17 protein-coding genes are annotated in these 20161 nt (G+C 45.9%); 6 read left to right on the forward strand and 11 right to left on the reverse strand.

Annotated elements, in window-relative coordinates; genetic code table 11:
* The coding region (locus J7529_RS15460) for a serine/threonine-protein kinase (protein ID WP_318729737.1) at positions 1–1273 on the reverse strand (1273 nt) is incomplete at its 3' end.
* 230 nt (positions 1274–1503) lie between these two features.
* Between J7529_RS15460 and J7529_RS15465 the strand changes: the two genes are divergently transcribed.
* A complete protein-coding gene (locus J7529_RS15465) occupies positions 1504–2133 on the forward strand; it encodes a Crp/Fnr family transcriptional regulator (protein ID WP_318729739.1) in 630 nt (209 codons plus the stop codon).
* Here J7529_RS15465 and J7529_RS15470 read toward each other — a convergent pair.
* Together J7529_RS15470 and J7529_RS15475 are read right to left on the reverse strand one after the other, a co-directional pair.
* Entirely contained in the window at positions 2114–2320 is a 207-nt protein-coding gene (locus J7529_RS15470; RefSeq protein ID WP_271940675.1) for a hypothetical protein, read from the reverse strand. The genes J7529_RS15465 and J7529_RS15470 overlap by 20 nt on opposite strands.
* A gap of 13 nt (positions 2321–2333) precedes the next feature.
* Positions 2334–3542, reverse strand: a complete 1209-nt coding sequence (locus J7529_RS15475) for an FAD-dependent monooxygenase (RefSeq protein WP_318729740.1) — start codon at positions 3540–3542, stop codon at positions 2334–2336.
* A 68-nt stretch (positions 3543–3610) separates the two neighbouring features.
* Here J7529_RS15475 and J7529_RS15480 point away from each other — a divergent pair, with 68 nt between their 5' ends.
* Both J7529_RS15480 and J7529_RS15485 read left to right on the forward strand, forming a co-directional pair.
* Positions 3611–5059 (forward strand): glycosyl hydrolase family 57, encoded by a 1449-nt coding sequence (locus tag J7529_RS15480; protein WP_318729742.1) that lies wholly within the window; start codon positions 3611–3613, stop codon positions 5057–5059.
* Between the two features lie 77 nt (positions 5060–5136).
* Positions 5137–5739, forward strand: coding sequence for a Uma2 family endonuclease (locus J7529_RS15485; protein WP_318729744.1), 603 nt, complete (start codon positions 5137–5139; stop codon positions 5737–5739).
* A gap of 74 nt (positions 5740–5813) precedes the next feature.
* Here the strand turns inward: J7529_RS15485 and J7529_RS15490 are convergent, their stop codons facing one another.
* The gene (locus J7529_RS15490) at positions 5814–6797 is read right to left on the reverse strand and encodes a heme o synthase (RefSeq protein ID WP_271940664.1); all 984 of its coding nucleotides are present in this window, start codon (positions 6795–6797) and stop codon (positions 5814–5816) included.
* 114 nt (positions 6798–6911) lie between these two features.
* A complete protein-coding gene (locus tag J7529_RS15495; protein ID WP_318729745.1) occupies positions 6912–7823 on the reverse strand; it encodes a heme A synthase in 912 nt (303 codons plus the stop codon).
* Positions 7824–8394: 571 nt separating this feature from the next.
* Here J7529_RS15495 and J7529_RS15500 point away from each other — a divergent pair.
* The 3 genes from J7529_RS15500 to J7529_RS15510 all read left to right on the forward strand — a co-directional run bounded on the left by J7529_RS15500 (position 8395) and on the right by J7529_RS15510 (position 11893).
* Positions 8395–9393 (forward strand): cytochrome c oxidase subunit II, encoded by a 999-nt coding sequence (locus J7529_RS15500; protein WP_271940660.1) that lies wholly within the window; start codon positions 8395–8397, stop codon positions 9391–9393.
* Positions 9394–9486: 93 nt separating this feature from the next.
* Positions 9487–11145, forward strand: a complete 1659-nt coding sequence (gene ctaD, locus J7529_RS15505) for a cytochrome c oxidase subunit I (protein ID WP_271940657.1) — start codon at positions 9487–9489, stop codon at positions 11143–11145.
* A 127-nt stretch (positions 11146–11272) separates the two neighbouring features.
* On the forward strand, positions 11273–11893 hold the full coding sequence (locus J7529_RS15510; protein WP_390890010.1) for a heme-copper oxidase subunit III: 621 nt from the start codon (positions 11273–11275) through the stop codon (positions 11891–11893).
* 160 nt (positions 11894–12053) lie between these two features.
* Here J7529_RS15510 and J7529_RS15515 read toward each other — a convergent pair whose 3' ends face one another.
* From J7529_RS15515 to metK, 6 genes are all read right to left on the reverse strand, one after another.
* Entirely contained in the window at positions 12054–14435 is a 2382-nt protein-coding gene (locus J7529_RS15515) for an ATP-binding protein (RefSeq protein WP_318729747.1), read from the reverse strand.
* A gap of 42 nt (positions 14436–14477) precedes the next feature.
* Positions 14478–15371 carry a PhnD/SsuA/transferrin family substrate-binding protein gene (locus J7529_RS15520; protein WP_318729749.1) on the reverse strand — a complete coding sequence of 298 codons (894 nt, stop codon included), beginning with the start codon at positions 15369–15371 and terminating at the stop codon, positions 14478–14480.
* A 153-nt stretch (positions 15372–15524) separates the two neighbouring features.
* Positions 15525–16376, reverse strand: a complete 852-nt coding sequence (gene phnE / locus J7529_RS15525; RefSeq protein WP_318729750.1) for a phosphonate ABC transporter, permease protein PhnE — start codon at positions 16374–16376, stop codon at positions 15525–15527.
* A 79-nt stretch (positions 16377–16455) separates the two neighbouring features.
* A complete protein-coding gene (locus J7529_RS15530; protein WP_318729751.1) occupies positions 16456–17373 on the reverse strand; it encodes a phosphate/phosphite/phosphonate ABC transporter substrate-binding protein in 918 nt (305 codons plus the stop codon).
* Positions 17374–17538: 165 nt separating this feature from the next.
* A complete protein-coding gene (locus tag J7529_RS15535; RefSeq protein WP_318729752.1) occupies positions 17539–17913 on the reverse strand; it encodes a hypothetical protein in 375 nt (124 codons plus the stop codon).
* A 918-nt stretch (positions 17914–18831) separates the two neighbouring features.
* A complete protein-coding gene (metK, locus tag J7529_RS15540; RefSeq protein WP_318729754.1) occupies positions 18832–20088 on the reverse strand; it encodes a methionine adenosyltransferase in 1257 nt (418 codons plus the stop codon).
* Positions 20089–20161: the final 73 nt, after the last annotated feature.

A 20161-nucleotide genomic window follows, 5' to 3' on the forward strand; every position in this document is an offset into this window, starting at 1 on the left:
GGGGGGTGGGAGTTGGAACGGGTGCGGGGGTAGGTACGGGGGCAGGTGCGGGTGTTGGTGTGGGCGAGGGCGTGGGTTTAGGTGGGGGTTTGGGTGAAGGTGCTGGTGTCGGAGTGGGCGAGGGTGGAGGTTTGGGTGTCGGAGTGGGCGAGGGTGATGGAGAAGGTTGTGGCGTTGGAGTGGGTGATGGAGAGGGTTGGGGACTGGGGGACGCAATGGGTTCAGAGGGACGGTTAGCCCGTTGTAGGGTGGCGGTTACTCCTCCGATTAAACCAGCGATCGCCACTAAAATCACTATCGGCAGCCAAAGCCATGGCCGAGGTTCAGTCGTACTACTCGGTTTCACAGTTCCCGATGTACCTGTAGTACTCGGACGAGGCACAGACGGCGGAACCAGGGCAATAGTGGCGGCTTGGCTGGTGGATGAAGGGGTGGGGGTAGTGGCTTGAGGAGTAGTTGGAATAGCCGTAAGTGATGTTTGGGGCAATAAATCCAGCCATTCCCGAATAGTTTGGGGTCGGTCTTCAGCATTCAGCGCCATGCCCCGTAACACCGCTTGGTTCACCGCAGGACTCAGATGGGGTTGGAGGTCTCTGGGGCTTGGCATTTGGTGGCGATCGCGTAAAATAGAAGCCACGGGTATTCTGGCCGTCAGTATCGTATACAGGGTAGCCGCCAGTCCATAAACATCACTGGCAGCACTGCGACGCTGCGATCGCATATACTGCTCGATAGGAGCATAGCCTTCTGAAACTAAACTGGTATGGGTTTGGGTTAAATTCTGCTCATATTCTCGGGCAATACCAAAATCAATCAGCACCACGTCCTGAGTGCCTTCGTGCAACAGAATATTTTGGGGCTTAATATCTCGATGCAACACGCCCTTCTGATGGACAACCTCTAGCGCTGCTCCAATTTGATGGATATAATGAATCGCGAGATCCTCATTTAAGGGGCGATCGGGATACACCAACTCAGCTAACGTTGGCCCTGGAATATAATCCATCACCATATAGGGCATCCCATCTTCCGTAAAGAAATCGCTCACCCGCACAATATGGGGATGCACGCACAACGCCAAGCGGCGAGCCTCATCCTGAAACTTCTGCTCAAACTCCTGAAAATTAGGCTGTTTCCGAATCGACTCATTCAAAGTTTTAATCACCACTATCTGATGTAGATAATGATGGGTCGCCTTAAACGTTAATCCAAACCCACCTTGACCCAGCTCTTCATCAAGGGTATATTTTCCTCCTTGCAGTGTTTTGACCATAGTTTCAGATATGTCGCTGTTGTCTAAAAAGGATTTCAAGGTGAGATAGTTCGATTGTAATCCAAAGAAAGAGTTGATTAGAGAGGGGAAAACCACGGCCCATTCCCAACCCCCCCATTCCCATTTAGCACCCTCTCAACCAAAGCTTAACCTGAAGATTACCTGTTTATGAATGTAACGTCCTAGACTAGCAAGGGAACCGACATTAACTCATACACTAGGACTTTTGTATGGTTTCCTCACTTCTGCCTACCCGTGATTCTCAAATCCAATTCCGTGAACTGCTTGAAGACCTCTATCAAGGTCGGAGTTTAGTAGACTTTGTTGGTGGGCAAATGATTCCCCTCAATTCTAGTGATATTTGGGTGGTCTGTCGGGGTGTAGTGAGTTTAAGTTCCATTCAGACCAATGGTGAAGAATCCTTATTAGGCTTCGCAGTCCCTTCTATGCCCTTTGGTTTACCCTTAACTCGGATTGAAAGTTATCAAGCTATTGCTCTATCGAATGTGGGGTTAATGCGCTTTACCCTGACCGAAATTGAAACATCTCCCATCTTATGCAGCAGTTTATGGGAGCAATTGAGTCGTCGTTTACGGCAAACTGAATCAATTCTGGCTTTAGTCAGTTATCGACGTGTAAAAGAGCGCTTAGAACAATTATTGTTATTATTAGCTCACGAAATGGGCCAATCCACCGAAGACGGTCGAGGAATACGCTTACCGGTGAAGTTAACCCATCAGAATTTAGCCAAAACCATTGGTACAACTCGGGTAACCGTCACTCGGTTAATGAAAGAGCTGCGCCAAGATGAGTGGTTAACCCTAGACCCGGAGCGTCATATTACTCTCCAGAAGGATTAGTTGTGCTTGAGTTCTGGAGTTGGGCAAGAAACCAAGTGCCGACCGTGGTATTATCGGAAGTGCGATCGCGCTCCAAACCCATTTCCAGCAGTCCAATTGCTAACCCCGGTAACCGCATCGATTCTCGGATTCTTCGACTCCCACCATTGCTCATCATTTCAAAAGCAATAATTTCAGTTTTTTTCACATCCACTATCCAATTACCCATTACCGCGCGAAGCACTATATTGCCCAGAAGGTTGATAATCAAACAACCACTTAAACTGTAAATCTCCTAACCAAGTCGGTGTTAACCGGTAAATCCAGTTCCGCACCTGACAACTCAGAGGATTTTCTAATTGACCCAAAGAACTGATTTGGCGCGAAGATTCAAACACTTGGGTAATGCGTGGTGTACGGTATTGCTCAAATTGTCGTAGAGTTTGAGCAAGTTGGGATAAATCTGCACAAGTTTTAATTGAGTACACTAATTCATAGGCATCTTCAATGGCCATGCATCCCCCTTGACCAATACTCGGTTGCACAGGATGGGCAGCATCTCCGATTAAGGTAACTCGATTTTTGCCCCAAACTGGGGTTAGAGGTAAACGGTCATAAATGTTATCTTCATAAATATCGGTTTCTTCAAGGGCTTCAATAATTTGAGGCACTGGTGAACTGTAGTGTTTAAACAGTTGGCGCAAGAGCGATTTTCGGGTTCCGGGTTGACTCCTAGGACTTTCTAGAGGCACATTATCAAAGGCATAAAAAGAGCGTTGACCGTCACCTATGGTAAAATAAGCGAGGCGATCGCCTTTTCCCCAATATTCCATCCAAGTATACTCTGGATTAAAATTAATTCCTTCTGGGTTAAAATATCCACGCCAACATCGCATCCCACTATACACAGGGGGGTCTAGCACCTCGTCTGCATTCAAAGATACTCGAACTTGAGAATAGAGTCCATCCGCACCAACCAAAACATCACCCCAGGTTGTATCCCCATCCTCAAAACAAACCTCGATTTTTTCCTCCTTTTCCTTAACCTCCACAAACTTCTTGTTGGTTTGCACAATACCTGACGGCAGTGCATCATATAACAGTTTCTGTAAGACAGGACGACCCAGACAAACCCCTAAATCCGAGCAATTAACAAACTCAGGAGAGTTAATATATAAAGGCTTTCCTTGTGCATTGCTAAAGCCCCCTTTCTTAATTTTCCCCCCTTTTTCATACAGTGCTTTAGCCAAGCCCAATTTCTCATAGACACTCATGGCATTGCGTTGGATAAAAATACCTCCCGGCCCCGATACCATGCCTTCCCATGTCCGTTTTTCATAGAGTTCTACCTCTAATCCAGCTTGCACACAGGCAATAGCACAGGTTAATCCACCAATACCACCACCAATAATAATTACTTTTGGGGTCATGACTGATACCCTATAGATTTAAGGAATAAAATAATTGTAAATCACAATCCGATCGCCGTCTAAACCCCATGAATCCCACTCCCTTACCTCCTATCTGTGGCTCAGAAGCAGAAATTACCGCCATTGTCCAAGAACAAACCCCCATTTATCGCTCTAAAACCTGGAATATCAACCAGATTAGTGCTGCCTTTGCTTGTGCCCTGCATATGCACCAACCTACAATTCCGGCAGGAGAAAATGATGCATTAATCAGCAATTTACAATATATGTTTGAGCATCTCCAAGAAGGAGATAATCACAATGCAGCTCCCTTTGCTTGGTGTTATCAACGGATGGGAGAATTTATCCCAGAATTGATTAATCAAGGCTGTCATCCACGCATCATGTTGGATTATTCCGGTAACCTGCTTTGGGGATTACAACAAATGGGGCGCGAGGATATTCTAGACTCTCTAAAAAACTTGACAAAATCCCCTTATTCTGATTGTGTAGAATGGTTGGGAACGATGTGGAGTCATGCCGTAGTTCCCTCTACGCCCATTCCCGATCTTAAATTGCATATTCTAGCATGGCAGCATCAATTTAGAGCAATTTTTGGTACAGAAGCTCTAAAGCAAGTTAAGGGATTTTCGCCACCAGAAATGCATCTTCCCAACCATCCAGATACCCTCTATGAATATATTAAAGCCTTAAAAGAATGTGGCTATCGCTGGTTATTAGTGCAGGAACATTCAGTTGAGCGTTTAGATGGCAGCCCTCTGCATCAGGACGATAAATATGTGCCCAATTGTTTAATCGCTCGCAATTCCCAAGGGCAAGAAATCAGTATTATCGCTTTGATTAAAACTCAAGGTTCAGATACGAAGTTAGTCGCACAAATGCAACCGTATCATGAAGCGAAAACGCGCTCTAGAAGAACCTTGGGAAATGTAGATCTGCCCAGTTGTGTCACTCAAATTGCCGATGGTGAAAATGGGGGCGTGATGATGAATGAGTATCCCCGTGATTTTAATCCAGTATGGCATCAGATTAAAGGCAATGGTCAAGAAAGTAATGGAGTTGTTGGCTTAAATGGGACAGAATATTTAGAATTACTCGAAAGCGCCGGAGTAAAGCCGGACGATTATCCCGTTTGTCAAGCTGTAGAGCAACATAAAATCTGGCACAAATTGGGGGATGATATGACTCCAGAGAAAGTGCAAGGGGTGTTAACTCAATTAAAGGAAAATGACCCCAATTTTCATCTGGATGGAGCCTCTTGGACAAACGATCTGAGTTGGGTAAAAGGGTATGAAAATGTGTTGGAGCCGATGCATCATTTAAGTGCTTTGTTTCATCAAAAGTATGAGGGTTTAGTAGCCCAAGATTCAACCGTTACTCAACAGGAAGATTATCAACAGGCGCTGCTCTATGTTCTACTGCTGGAAACCAGTTGTTTTCGCTATTGGGGACAGGGAACTTGGACGGATTATGCAAAGATGTTGTACGAGCGGGGAATGGAGATCCTACATGATTAAGAGCGATCGCACTTTTCTGAACAGATGTTAATATCAAAGCAGTATAACCCGATCGCTTGTAAGAATAGAGATTGCCTATGAGTTCTTTTGCCATCTCTCCTTCTATCCTCCCCACTGCCGAACAACGCCTAGTTTTGTCAGGAGTCAGTTGGCGGCAATATGAACTCTTGTTAGCCACTCTGGGAAATGATTTTCCTAACTTGCGACTGAGTTACCTAGAAGGAGTCCTCGAAATTATGGCGACTTCACGAGAGCATGAAGAACTGAAAACGATGATTGGAATGCTTTTGGAGGCCTACTTTCAAGAAGTGCGGATTCGTTTTCATGCTATCGGTTCAGCGACGTTTCGTAGGGAGATGGCGCAAAGAGGACTGGAACCCGATGAGTGTTACTGTCTGGATCATAAGAAAGAATTCCCGGATCTAGCGATCGAAGTGGTCGTCACAAGCGGTATGGTGGATAAATTGCAGATTTATCAAGGTTTGGGAGTCCAGGAAGTGTGGCAATGGAAAGAGGGGAAGTTTTCGTTGTATCGCTTGCGTTCTACAGGATATGAGGCGATCGCCAAAAGTGAGCTTCTCCCCAACTTAGATGTATCTCTCTTAGTCAGTTATGTCAAACCTAGCGAACAATTCGATGCCGTAATGGATTTTCGCGATCGCCTTCGCCCATCGAGTTAAAGCCTAGTCTACCACTAAAAAACCCGCCGTAGCGGGCAAAACAAACAACAGAGAACAGACAGAGATGAATGATCTTAACTCATACTCAACACCATACCCATCAAGGTCTCTAAATGACCGGTACAAGCTTGTACCATCTGATGGGTCATGGGGAGGCTATCGATCACCATTCCCGTACACAATACCATCATATACAAAATCGAATACTTAAACATGGACTTGGCTAACGGCAGATCCTTGGGATTTTGGTATAAAACCCAAGCTTTTTGGAGGAAAATTCCTCCTAAAACCAAAGCAAACCCGCCATAGACTGCTCCACAGACTCCCAAGGGATAAATCAACATCAACGAAACGGGAACCACCAATAAAGAATAGATCCAAATTTGCTCGGTGGTCACTTCTTCCCCTTCTACCACAGGTAACATGGGCACGTTTACGCTGGCATAATCTTCCCGAATCATCAGAGCTAAGGCCCAGAAATGGGGTGGAGTCCAAAGGAAAATTAAGGCAAATAATAACCAAGCAGCCCAACTTAATTCCCCAGTAACTGCGGCCCAACCGACTAAGGGGGGGATTGATCCAGCCGCTCCACCAATCACAATATTTTGGGGGGTATTACGCTTGAGCATGTGGGTATAGACGACCATGTAAAAGACAATGCCCATCATGGCCAAAAGAGCAGCTTGCAGATTAGCAAATCGGGTTAATAATCCAAAGGATAATCCAGCCAAAATTAAGGCAAAAATTAGTGCATGTCGCGGTTGAACTTTTCCAGAAGGAAGGGGACGCTTGCGCGTGCGTATCATCGCATAATCAATATCCAGGTCATAAATGCAGTTGAGGGTTTGGGCGGACGCAGCAGCTAAGGTTCCCCCAGTAAGGGTAACGAGTAAGAGGATGGGATCGATTTTGCCTTCTGAAGCAATCCACATACTGGCGGCTGTGGTAATCAGGAGTAGGGGGATAATACGAGGTTTAGTGAGTTGATAGTAATTGCGCCAGGTCTCCAGAAGAGCATGTTGAACAGAAGAGATGGAAAGTCTTGCGGTGTCTTGCATAGATCAATATGGCGCTTTGCGCTGATATAGGGCATTAGTGATCGAAGAAATGTTTTTCCTACTGGAGATCGGGGAGAATGCGGCGATCGCGAAGCGAAACGGAGTTTTATCGCCTCAGTGATTCGGAACATTATCGCGCCATGCTAAAACTGAAAAGGCAGTTAAAATCCCCAATAAACATGCGCCAATAGTTTGATGAGCAACGGTTAGGGGTTCCACTTGTAGATGTAACCACAACGTCCCCACTCCCAGCAGAATTTGTAAGACTAAAAGACCTGCTGCATAGTGAATTAAGCGCCGTAGCAAGGGGTGCAGCGCAGGAGTGCGCCGGGCCCAGATAATCAGAATAGCAGTGGTAATCAGGGGAGGAAGTACGCCAGCAATATGGCTATGCATAATTGTACAGAGCTGATTTCCGCCTAAGCATTGATGAACGGCCCATTGGGACGCGACGAGCGCTCCTAAAATACTTTGAATGTAGACCAAGCTGGCGGCTACTGTGCCCATCCAGGGCAGTTTTCCGGTTGCTCCTGTGCCGTTATAGGGGAGCAACAACATCCAGATGATGACCAGACTGAGGAAGAATAAGAGAGCAGTTCCCAGATGAGCGGCCACAATATCAAACCGCAAGAGTTGAGTAACCGTGAGGCCTCCAAGCAGTCCTTGGAAGACTACTAACCCTAAACTCCCCGTTGCGGCCCAGGGTAACCATCGGGGGAGTTCCTGACGATACCACCAGGACAAACCCATGAGGAAAATTGCCCCTAAGCCAATTAAACTGGCATCCAAACGATGGAACCATTCCAGAAATACCTGTAGATTCATCTGTTGGGTTGGCACTAAGGTTCCGTAACACAGGGGCCAATCTGGACAAGCTAAACCCGCATTCATCACCCGAGTCGCGCTACCCACTGCCATTAAAAGCACTGTGGCTACTACAAGCTTGACGACTAAATTGAGGATTCTTTGTTTAGGGTGAACTTGATGCTTGGATTCTATTTGTTCATGGAGAGTGAAATTAGCCATGTCCATACTCACGCTCGTTTATGCAATAAATTATCAATCCATGTTAAACAATTCGTGAGCGAATGCTCACCAACCGAAAATAGAGGGTAAGACCATTTGGCCTAATGCCACTGGTCTACTACTGTAATCAGGCGATCGCCAATCCCAGCCAGGCTTTTGTTTTTCTTTCGATTCTCAATCATCGGTAATGGGTACGTGACTCTCTTTACGTCTGGAGTGTCTCCCCATTCCTGAAAAAAGTATTAAGGATAGCTTAGGATAACGCCTGGATCGAGAAGACCTGCTCTAACGTAAGTAGAGAAGTGAAGATTCTTTTCTCTGAAAAAGGGATCTCATTGTTCAGAACCGCGTGGCTCGCGGGAATAGTCTGTGGAGCGAACATAAGACCATAAACTCGCGACTAGGGTGGAGGCAGTTCTCAGACGCAGAAATCTAAAGCCTCCTGCGGAGGGTAGCTCTCGCTAACGTGAGGTTTCCGCTTCGCGGACATGAATTAGGAATCACCGTGGCAACAGCGCCCGGTGAGGATGTCAAACGTTCAACCCCTTGAAGATGGATCAGCATAATCACTGTGAATATTCCGAGTAACATTATCACCCTAATTGCTGGTATTCTCTTAACTCTGATCAGCCTCTGGTTTGGTCAACATCATGGTTTAATGCCTGTGGCTGCTTCCGAGGAAGCGCCCTGGATTGATGGACTATTTAATACTATGATGACCATTTCCATTGGTCTGTTCTTACTGGTTCAGGGTATTCTGATCTTTTCGATCGTGCGCTTCCGCCAGCGACCGGGAGACGAAACGGATGGCCCCCCTATTGAAGGCAATATTCCCCTAGAAATTGTCTGGACAGCAATTCCAGCGATGATTGTTTTAGGCTTGGGGGTCTATAGCTTCGATGTGTATACCAATATGGGCGGACTCGATCCGATGGCATCCCACGATCATGGTCAACAGGTAGCCCATATAGAGGGAGCCGCGATCGCCGCGCCCTTGTCACAAGAAGCACCGACACTGGAAAAAGCAAATCGTCGAGTGGCGATCGGTATCGGCGCAGATCCCAAAGAAGTGGGCAAAGCCCCCGATCTCGTTGTGGATGTTCTCGGCCTCCAATATGCTTGGATCTTCACCTATCCAGAAACCGGAATTGTCAGTGGAGACCTACATATGCCTGTAGACCGGGATGTACAACTGAACATTAAAGCTGCTGACGTGATTCACTCCCTGTGGATACCCCAATTCCGGGTCAAACAAGATGCCATCCCCGGCCGGGAAACAGAACTGCGCTTGCGCCCCAGAGAACTGGGAACCTATCCCGTTGTCTGCGCTGAATTGTGCGGTTCCTACCATGGAGGGATGAGAACCCAAACCATCGTTGAATCCGCAGAAGACTTTGACCAATGGGTAAATGAGCAAATTGCCTCAGTGGATGGGGACAATCTGGGAACTCCAGTAGCCAACCTCTCCTCCGAGGAATATCTAGTGCCTTATACCCAAGAAATGGGTATTGATGAAAACGCCCTCAAAGCCATGGGTACTATGGGCCATGAACACCATCATGCCTTGTAATCTTAGGTCTAGCTCATTCCTTAAAAGGGAGATTTTTAAGGGAAAAATTGGTTTCCCTATTCCCTATTCCCTATTCCCTATTCCCTAATATCTATGTCACAACCACAAGAATCAGCCGCTGTTGAAGCCTATCGTCCCAGTTGGCGAGATTTCTTAAGCTTCAGCACCGACCACAAAATAATCGGGATGCAATACCTGGTGACCTCCTTTGTTTTCTACATTCTCGGAGGACTCTTAGCCGTTGGTATCCGTACTGAATTAGCCACTCCAGAAGTGGATTTTGTCAGCCGAGAACTCTATAACGGTTTGTTTACGGTTCATGGAACCGTGATGATTTTCCTTTGGATTGTTCCTGCTGGTGCCGGTTTAGCCAACTACCTGGTTCCTCTGATGATTGGGGCTAAGGATATGGCCTTTCCTCGGCTCAACGCTGTTGCCTTCTGGTTAATTATTCCAGGGGGCATTTTGTTGATGTCAAGTTTCTTTGTTGGCGCTCCTGGAGCAGGCTGGACGGCCTATCCGCCCTTAAGTACGACAGGCGATAAGGCCGGGGAATTCATTTGGATTATCAGTGTGCTGTTGTTGGGAACCTCTTCCATTCTGGGGGGGATCAACTTCATGACCACGATTGTGAACATGAGAATGCCTGGCATGGGGATTTATGATATGCCCCTATTTTGCTGGGCAACTGTCTCGGTTTCCATCTTGATTTTGATGTCTACCCCAGTTTTAGCGGGCGCACTGGTCCTGTTAGCCTTTGACTTAATGGCGGGGACTTCCTTCTTTAATCCCACGGGGGGCGGCGATCCGATTGTTTATCAGCACCTGTTCTGGTTTTATTCCCATCCAGCGGTGTACATCATGATTGTCCCCCTGTTTGGTGTAATTTCGGAAATTATTCCCGTGCATTCACGTAAGCCGATCTTTGGGTATAAGGCGATCGCCTACTCCAGTCTCGTCATCAGTTTCCTGGGTCTCATCGTTTGGGCGCACCATATGTTTACCAGTGGCACACCCGGCTGGTTACGCATGTTCTTCATGGTTGCCACTATGATCATCGCCGTACCCACTGGAATCAAAGTCTTTAGCTGGATCGCCACCCTTTGGGGCGGTAAAATTCGGCTCAATAGTGCCATGCTATTTGCCCTCGGCTTCGTTTCCCTCTTCGTGGTGGGTGGCTTAAGCGGCATCATGTTAGCTTCTGCTCCCTTTGATATCCACGTTCACGATACCTATTTTGTCGTCGCTCACCTGCACTATGTCCTATTTGGTGGCAGTGTCTTCGGCATTTATGGCGCGATTTATCACTGGTTCCCCAAAATGACCGGCAGAATGCTCAATGAAACCTGGGGTAAAGTACATTTTGTACTAACATTCCTCGGCTTTAACCTCTGCTTCCTCCCCATGCATTGGTTAGGCTTACAAGGAATGCCTCGCCGGGTAGCCGAATACGATCCTCAATTTGCCACCATTAATATGGTGTGTACAGTGGGTTCAATTCTTCTGGCGATCTCCACCTTACCTTTCTTAATTAATGCCACTTGGAGTTGGTTAGCTGGCTCTCTTGCACCGGCTAATCCTTGGAATGGCTTAACCCTAGAATGGTTAACCGCTTCTCCACCGCCAGTGGAAAACTTCTTAGAACCCCCCGTTCTTTGGTCTGGTCCCTATGATTATGGGATTGATACTGAAGAATCAGAAGAGGAAAAATCGGTGGATGAATTGTTAGCAGAAATGAAACCCTCTGCTTAGTTGGGCACGGAAACTAGAAACCGGGTTTCTACGAAAATCTGGCATAGAATCGCAAAACTTGCCAGAAACCCGGTTTATCCCAAGCCCCATTCCCCATTCCCTATTCCCTAAATTGGAGGATTTTTGTATGCAAAGTTCTGCTGAAGCCACAGCAACTGTAATGGGATATGCCGAAGAAACTCACGGGGTATCCCATCATGAAGAACATCCAGATCATCGCATATTCGGGATTCTGATGTTCCTGATTGCGGAGTCGATGATCTTTTTGGGATTGTTTGCCGCTTACCTTACGTTTAAGCTCACCTCACCCGACTGGCAACCGGAAGGCACAGAACTGGAATTGCTTCTACCTGGCATTAATACCATCATTCTGATTTCCAGTAGTTTTGTCATTCATAAGGCTGGGGATGCGATTAAAAATAAAGGTGATGAAAAAGGACTCCGACTCTGGTTTGGAATTACTGCCCTGATGGGAGCTGTGTTCCTCATCGGACAGTTGTATGAGTATTTCCATCTCAGCTTTGGCTTAACTGATAATGTGTTTGCCAGTACGTTTTATGTACTGACGGGCTTCCATGGTTTGCACGTTTTGTTCGGATTAGTGTTAATTTTGGGCGTATTGTGGCGATCGCGCGTTTCCGGTCACTATTCCCAAGAGTCCCACTTTGGTGTAGAAGCCGCCGAGATTTACTGGCACTTTGTTGATGTGGTCTGGATTGTCCTCTTTACTCTGTTATATATCCTGTAGATAATCCACTATTTGCCCACATCATGTTGGAAAAACAGGGTTTTTGGCAAAAACCCTGTTTTTCCTTTTTCCTATTGCTATTCGTGCCTATTGCCTCAAATCATAACCTAATCGTCCTTACTCGCTCATTCACTGCTATCGTAAAGAAAAAAGGCTAACATCAACCCTTCGTATAACCATTGATCAATTGAATAATCCCTTGATCGTCAAATTCATCCAGTTTTTGCATGATTTGCTGACAAAATCCATGATAACCGATATTGTTTTTTTGAATCGCTTTCACCTCTATTTCAATAGCCTCAATATCGCCAATTTTCGCCACTTCAATAATTTTTTCCAACGATTCTAGAGGCGGGATTTCTTGTGATTTTGGAAGATTGATCGGTTCAACAGCCAGGTTGGAAGGGACTAGAGAGCGAGTTTCCCACTCCAAATATAGATACTTTTTCAACAGAGAAAACAATTGCTGAAAATCAATCGGTTTACTCAAGAAATCATCACACCCAGCCTCAAGACTGGCGACTTGATCTTGACTTAAGACGCTGGCACTCGAAGCAATAATCGTAAGTCCTTCAAACTGAGGTTGAGTGCGAAGTCTACGGGTCATTTCAAAACCATCTAAAACAGGCATGACTAAATCGGTAAGAATCAGATCAGGATGGAACTTTTCTGCTTGAGCTAATCCGATTTCTCCATCGGCCGCTTCGCAACAGTCAAAACCTAGAGAGAGTAACACTTCTCGTAGCATTTGTCGATTGACTTCCTTATCATCAACAATCAGCACTTTGCGTCGATGGCCAACATAACCTACAATTTCGTTCTGTTCTTGATGAATAATGGTTCCCCAAGATTCAGCCATGGGCAGTTCTAAGTCAAACCAAAATTGACTCCCTTGACCAAGAATACTGGTGACTTGAATTTCGCCACCCATTAAGCGCACAATTTGCTGGCTTATGGCTAAACCCAGTCCAGTCCCTTGGGCTTGTTGACTTTTCGAGCCGACTTGTTCAAAGGGCAAGAAGATTTTTTCGACTTGCTCTAAGCTCATGCCCACTCCAGTATCTTGGATACTAAATCTTAACCAGATGTTTTTTTCGCTAGTCGTCGGTAAGTCTTCAAGGGGATAAACTTGTAAGATAGTGCGCCCTTGATGGGTAAACTTAATTGCATTTCCTAATAGATTTAAGAGGACTTGACGCAGGCGTTTGTCATCTGCCATTATGGCATTGGGTAGTCCTGGGTGTTCGCTATATTGAAATTGAATTCCTTTGTTATTTGCACGAACTCTAGACATTTCTGCAATACCCGAAAGAAAGGCTGGCAAATGGAATTCTTGGGGAATAAGGTCGAGTTTACGGGCTTCAATTTTGGCTAAATCGAGGATATCGTTGATCAGATTCAGTAAGTGAGTTCCACATTGTTCAATAATTTCTATTCCGTGCCGTTGGGTATTGAGGTCTTGGGTACGTTCCATGATTTGGGTATAGCCGAGAATGCCGTTGAGGGGAGTTCGCAGTTCATGGCTCATATTGGCGAGAAATTCACTTTTGGCTTGATTGGCTTCATCAGCAGTGAAGCGAGCTTGTTCGAGTTCCTGGGTATAGATACTGATGCGTTCTACCAGTTGGTTAAAGGCTTGGGCAACGGTAGCGACTTCATCTTGGGTGGTGACTTGGCAACGGAGGTTAAAGTTAGATTCTTGGGTGATTTGGGTGGCGACTTGTTCTAGGGACTGGAGGGGACGAGCGATCGCCGAACTGGTTAAGAAAACCAGTAAACTAGAGAGGAGGAGAGAACTGGCAATACTGACAACAATAATCCACCGCCGCAGATATTCGGCTTGTATGCGTTCATGTTCTGCTCTGTGATATTGGTTATCAATGACTTCTTCAATCCAAACCAAATTTTCGAGCAAGCGGTCAAATTCAATTTCAATTTTTGTGGCTTCTTTGGAGGTGAGAGTATTGATAATTGTTTGCCGTGCGGGTGCAATTTGGTTGGCGGTGAGACTAGGGGGGTCAAGTTGTTGCCAAAGTTCGAGAATGAGATCTTTATATTGTTGGGTTACCTGACGGTATCTAGCTAGGGTGTCTTGCAATTTTGGCAGATCAACATCGGAAGCATAAGCATAGTTTTGCAAAAACTGCTCAAAGGCTTGGTTGGCTTGTTCTACCCGGTCGATATCAGCAATAAATTTATCCGCTTCATAGCTAAACCAAATGGTGTCTCCGAGGATGCCAATGAGTCTTTGGGGATGTAAACGGATGGCGAGGATGGCATTTTCCTGATCTTTTAGGAGAAGTTGTTGGCGCGAGGCGATCGCCAATTCTTCGTTTGCTCTATGCTGATAATATTCTCCAATAAACAGCCCAGCTAAGGAACCACAAATGGCAACTCCCAAGGAGAATCCATATCCGATCGCAATTTTCTGACCAATACTCAGATGATTGATCTGCTCCACCACCCGATCCCTGAAGGATGAGTTAGTCCACCACTGGTTTAATCGATCAATCATCGTCCAACGTAGGGAGTTACTGACCATTGCTATACTCAAACCTTCTGAGATCGAAAAAGACCAATTACCTTAGAGGAAATTCCCTTCTCCGATCGCGCGATATACATTGCGTATCATATCGTAATCTTGATCGTCTACAGCACTTAACGTAGATGCTTTGTACTTGCTTTTGTTGGCTGTAGTAAACCCTAACGCTCTCACGATGGACTCTTGATCGGCTAAGATGCGATCGCGCAGATTTTCTACTTCCTCTGGTTTCATCCGACTATTAACAATTAATACATCACTGGGTAGAGCAGGCCCCTTAGCTAAGAGGCGAAACTCACTAGGAGAAACCCCTTCTGCTTCTAAAAAGTCTTCATAATCGGTAATTGGCCCCGCCCAAGCCTCTACTGCCCCATTTTTTAGTGCGGCTAAGGAGCCTTCTCGACCTAACATTTTGACTTGATAATCGGTTTTGGGATCGAGTCCCGCACTGACAAACATATCAGTTGGCCCTAAATGACCGCTAGTAGAACCTACTTTGATCATGGCAATGGTTTTCCCTTGTAGATCTGGGATCGATTGTACTGGCGAGTTGGGGGGAAGGGCGATCGCTGCATGATAATTCGGTCGAGTAATGCCAATCACAGGAATGGCATTCGTCCGAGCGCGAATTAACACATATTCAGACGGCCCAATAATTGATAGATCGACTGCTCCTGCTTGCAAAGCTGAAGCTACTTCTGTATAGCTATCAACTGCATAAAATTCTACCGACTTCTCAAAGCTTTGCTCTAGCGCCGCCCGAAAGGGTTCATAGTCTCTTTTGAGGTCTTCAAGTCCTTGAACATCGCTGATGGCTAATTTTAAGGGGGCTACAGAAGCATTGTCCACAGGGGTGGTATTGTCTGAAGTCTGCCGGTTTGCGGCACAACTAACCAACAGTCCGAGGGAGAAGGTTAGGAAATAACGTCTTTTCATGGTCTTCAACCCAGTTATCCTCTCAAGGAGAAAAAACGAACATAGATGACCCCAGTATAGAAGATGGATTCTCTGAGTGAGGTTATCGTTTGGATAAGAGATGGATAGGGTATGGGGGAATGGGGACGTGGGGGGAGGGAACGGCTATAAGTACTAAGGATTAAGGGTTAATTGCTTTCGTCCATAGGCACTGAGGGCATCGATCGCACTCACCATGGCTAAAATCAATAACAAAATTGTGGTTAAGCGGGAAAAATCCAACAGTTTCAGGCTCACCAGCACTTCATAACCGATTCCTCCTGCACCGACAATACCGAGAATGACAGAGGAGCGCACGTTAAATTCCCAGAGGTAGAGCGTAATACCAATGAGTCCAGGGAGGGCTTCGGGAAGAACCGCAAAAATAAATGTCCGCAGACGATCGGCTCCTGTTACTTCGATCGCCTCTATCGGCTCTAATGGCAAAGTTTCTAGAACTTCAACATAGAGCTTGGCCATTGATCCAGTTGTATGAAAAGCGACTCCTAAAACCCCAGCAAAGGGGCCTAATCCGACAATGGAGACGAAAAAGAGGGCAAAGATCGCTGTATCAATACCCCGCAGAAGATTGAGTAGCAAACGCAAGACGGGAGCGAGTTGGGGAATGGGAGAGAGGGGTCGAGCGATACAGACAGAGAGGGGAATAGCGGCGATCATGGCGGTGAGGGTTCCCATAATGGCGATCGCCAAGGTTTCAGCCGTAGCGATGAAAAAATCGGGTAATTCCGCAAAATCCGGGGGCCAAAGTCGCGTTAACCAATTCCCCAAGCGCGGTAAACCCGTCCAAAAGTCTGCTGGAGAGATTTCCGATAACCGCCAACTAGCGATTAAAACGGCGATCGCCACGACTCCCCAAAATCCTCGTTTCAGCAGTCGTCCTAAACTGCGCTGCTCTTGCTCATGGGTATTGAGAATAGACTCCCACTTGGAGAAAGAATGGAGCGATCTCGGTTCGAGTTTAGTCATTTAGGGAATAGGGAATAGGGAATAGGCAAAAGGCAAAAGGCATAGAGGGCAACCCATTACCCATTACCCATGACCAGCATTAGAGCTTACCGACTGATTTACCGGCTGCTTGGATGGGTGAATAGTTACTGCCATCGGAAGGTACAAACCCGGTATAGTTTTCTGGCAATAGGGTTTGTGCTTCTTCTACTGAAAGATTCGCTAACTGTTGTTGCAATTGGGCTTTAAGCTCTGGAGATAGTCCACCACGCACGGCAATCGGATCATTGGGGAGAGGATCGGATTGCCAGATGATTTTCAGTTGGGAGCGGTCGATGCGTCCGGTGCTATTGAGGACATCTATATTCCGGTCATAGTCAGAGGCAATGTCAACTTGACCTTCTAAAACGGCGATCGCCTGGGCTGCGTGAGATGCCCCTTCATTGTAGTCAAATACAGCTTCTGGATCGATACCGCGTCGCTTAAATTCTCCTTGGGGAATCAGCCAGCCGGATGTAGAGCCAACGTCCGCTAAACTGAGTTTAAGTTTGGGGCCGTTCTGACTTTGGGCGATCGCTTCATCGAGGGTATCAAAGGGCGCATCCGCTTTAGCCATGAGAATAGAGTAATAAACCGGTTGTTCTTTATATTTTACGGTGGCGATCGCTTCAATCGACGGATCATTATGGTTGGCCAAGACATAGCCCCACGGGCCTAACCAGGCTACATCTAGGGTCCGCGATCTCAAGGCTTCGGAAATTCCCACCCAGTCTTCCGTCACCGTCACATCAGCTTTAAGAGTTATCCCTTCTGCCAGTTGGTTAAATAACGGTTCAAATTGGCTTCGGTTTTCACCAGGAGTCGGAAAATACGGCCCAACTCCAAATTTCAATTCTGTCAGTTGAGCATTATCAGGATTAGATTGACTACAGGAGATAATGGTGATTAGGGTTAAGCACCCCAGTAAAATCTGTTTGATCCAGCGTTGCATAAAATTGATCGGTTTGTAGGACATCATTTAGACCAAACCTACTTAACCGGTCTGGTCAGCAATTCATCTTATTCATTCAATACCTAATTTTCCTGAGTTTACGCTGAGAATAACATCCGATCAAATCCCCAGTCCTCCGTGAAAATTTTACCCACGTCTCTCTTTCTTGCAGAAGGTTCATGGAGTAATTATCTAATTGTAATTAACCAGATTACTAGTATAATCATTTTTTACATTACTTAATTTTTCTTCGAGTTCAGAGCATGGCTCATAGAGCATGGCTCGATATCCGCTATTAATGGGCATAACCACAGCCTTAAATCCTTCACCTTTGACCGTCACTTTTTGGCATCCTTCTAAACCCAGAAAAGAAGCCATCAACAGTTTCAGAGAGATGGTCTGGAAAATGACTCTGGCCCAATCTACCTTGAGACTTTTGTTGAGTACAACATAGTCATTCAGGATGCCATGGCGGTCAAAATAAGCAACAATGCTGATGTACCGCTTTTTACGAGGAGACTGTTGGTAAATGTCAAACTTCCTTAATGGATTTTGATGAACAATCATGGCGTTAAGTTAAAAAAAGTTAAGTTTTTAGGGAAAAAAATTTCAAAGGTTGAATTTTAAAGAAACTGAGACTCCTGACACCCATTTTTTCTAGGACAAAGGAAGCTCTTAATATTGTCTCTCTTTCAGCATACAGTATTTTTTAGATTCAGTTCAGTTTTCAGGAATAACTATACAGGGAAACCAAGAGTCACTAATATTCTTTAAGTTTTCCTACATATTTTATTTTTTGAAGAGTGAATGTACTGAAAACTCTAAATATAAATTGATTTCTTGCCCTATATAATAACCAGGGGTTTAAGCCCCTTGTCAAATGCAAGATCATACAGTAGTGATACAGCACTTCGCGCGGTAGTGGGGGAATGGGGGAGTGGGGGGAGTGAATAGCATACTCAATCTAGCTTTGAGCTATTCTGGCTATCGTTAAAAACCGCCATTTATGTACCGCATACCAGAGGAAACTGCTGTATCCCTCTTCTGTCAAACTGGGAAAACACTTGTCTTGACTGAATTCTAGAACTCTTCCCGCATCCGCGATCACGACGTTTTTTCCTAACAGAAACTCAAAAATCTAGTCAGATCGGCAAATGTCTCTGTCTATAGGGGATACAGCGATCGCGATTTCCGAAAGTGACAGAAGAGGGGTATATGGCCCTTCGCACTAGGGAATAGGGATAATAGCTTGTATTGCTTAGGGTCTAAGGTTTCAAGCTGTACTCCTCCAGAAGAGAGAAGTGCTATAGCAAGGGAAGGGAGAGTTAAGACATTTTTTGTTCTCCATTCCCTGTTTCCTAAACCCACAATTTAGCTGTCCTAACTTAAGGAGTTCCTTGCTATATAAAAGCGATCGCTTTTCAGGAAAATACTCCAGTAGGGTCCGTTCATGATTCCCCCTACTGGCTAAGATTTTGAGTCAAGTTAACCGGCTGTCGTGGCTGCACTTACGGCTTCCTTAAGTAATTCCACTTTATCGGTTTTTTCCCAGGGTAGATCTAAGTCATTTCGGCCGAAATGACCATAGGCGGCTACATCCTGGTAGAAACGTCCTCCCCGTTCCTGGGGTAGGGTACGCAAGCCAAAGGTTTCAATAATTCCCGCTGGACGGAATTCAAAGACCTTTTGGGCTGCTTCTAGCAATTGGTCATCATCGACCTTACCCGTGCCAAAGGTTTCAATCATAATGCTCACGGGACGAGCAACCCCAATGGCATAACCCAATTGCACTTCACATTTATCGGCTAACCCAGCCGCAACAATATTTTTAGCTGCATATCGGCAAGCATAGGCAGCAGAACGGTCTACCTTAGTGGGATCTTTACCGGAAAATGCGCCACCACCATGACGAGAATAGCCACCATAGGTATCAACAATAATTTTACGTCCCGTTAGACCGGCATCCCCTTGGGGGCCACCAACTACAAATTTACCGGTAGGATTAACAAAATATTTGGTTGCACTGTCGGGTTTGATCTCTAAATCAGAAAATGAAGGAAGTACCACGGCATCCCAGAGATCCGCTTTAATTTTTTTCTGAATTTCCGTGTTGTCAGTCACTTCACCGATGGTGGCTGCATGTTGGGTGGAAATCAAAACGGTATCAATAGCAACAGGCTTACCGTCTTCATAGGCAACGGTCACCTGGGTTTTACCATCAGGACGCAGATAGGAGAGTTGCCCTGTTTTGCGGACTGCGGCTAACCGACGAGAAATGCGGTGAGCCAAACTAATAGGCAGGGGCATTAATTCGGGGGTTTCGTTGCAGGCAAAGCCAAACATTAACCCTTGGTCTCCTGCACCTGTGGAGTCAAATCGCTCTTCACTCGACATTTCCCGTTGTTCGGCAGCAGCATCAACCCCTTGAGCGATGTCAGGAGATTGGGCATCAAGGGCAACTAGGACGGAGCAACTGTTGCTGGTGAAGCCGCCTTCACTATGCACATAGCCAATTTCAGCAATTTTTTTCCGCGCCAGATCAATGTAGTTGACTTGGGCTTGGGAGGTGATTTCACCCGTGATTAAGACTAATCCAGTATTGACCGCAACTTCGGCGGCTACGCGGCTGGCAGGGTCTTCGGCCAGCAGAGCGTCAATGATGGTATCTGAGATTTGATCGCAGATTTTATCGGGATGGCCTTCAGTTACAGATTCTGAGGTAAATAAATAGCGACGAACCAAGGAAAAATCTCCTTTTGTTTAATGAGGTTGAACTCGAATCAAGTGATTTTATCTCTTGTCTAAGAGAGCCTAC

This window comes from Roseofilum sp. Guam, from assembly GCF_017746735.1.
Lineage (GTDB): Bacteria > Cyanobacteriota > Cyanobacteriia > Cyanobacteriales > Desertifilaceae > Roseofilum > Roseofilum reptotaenium.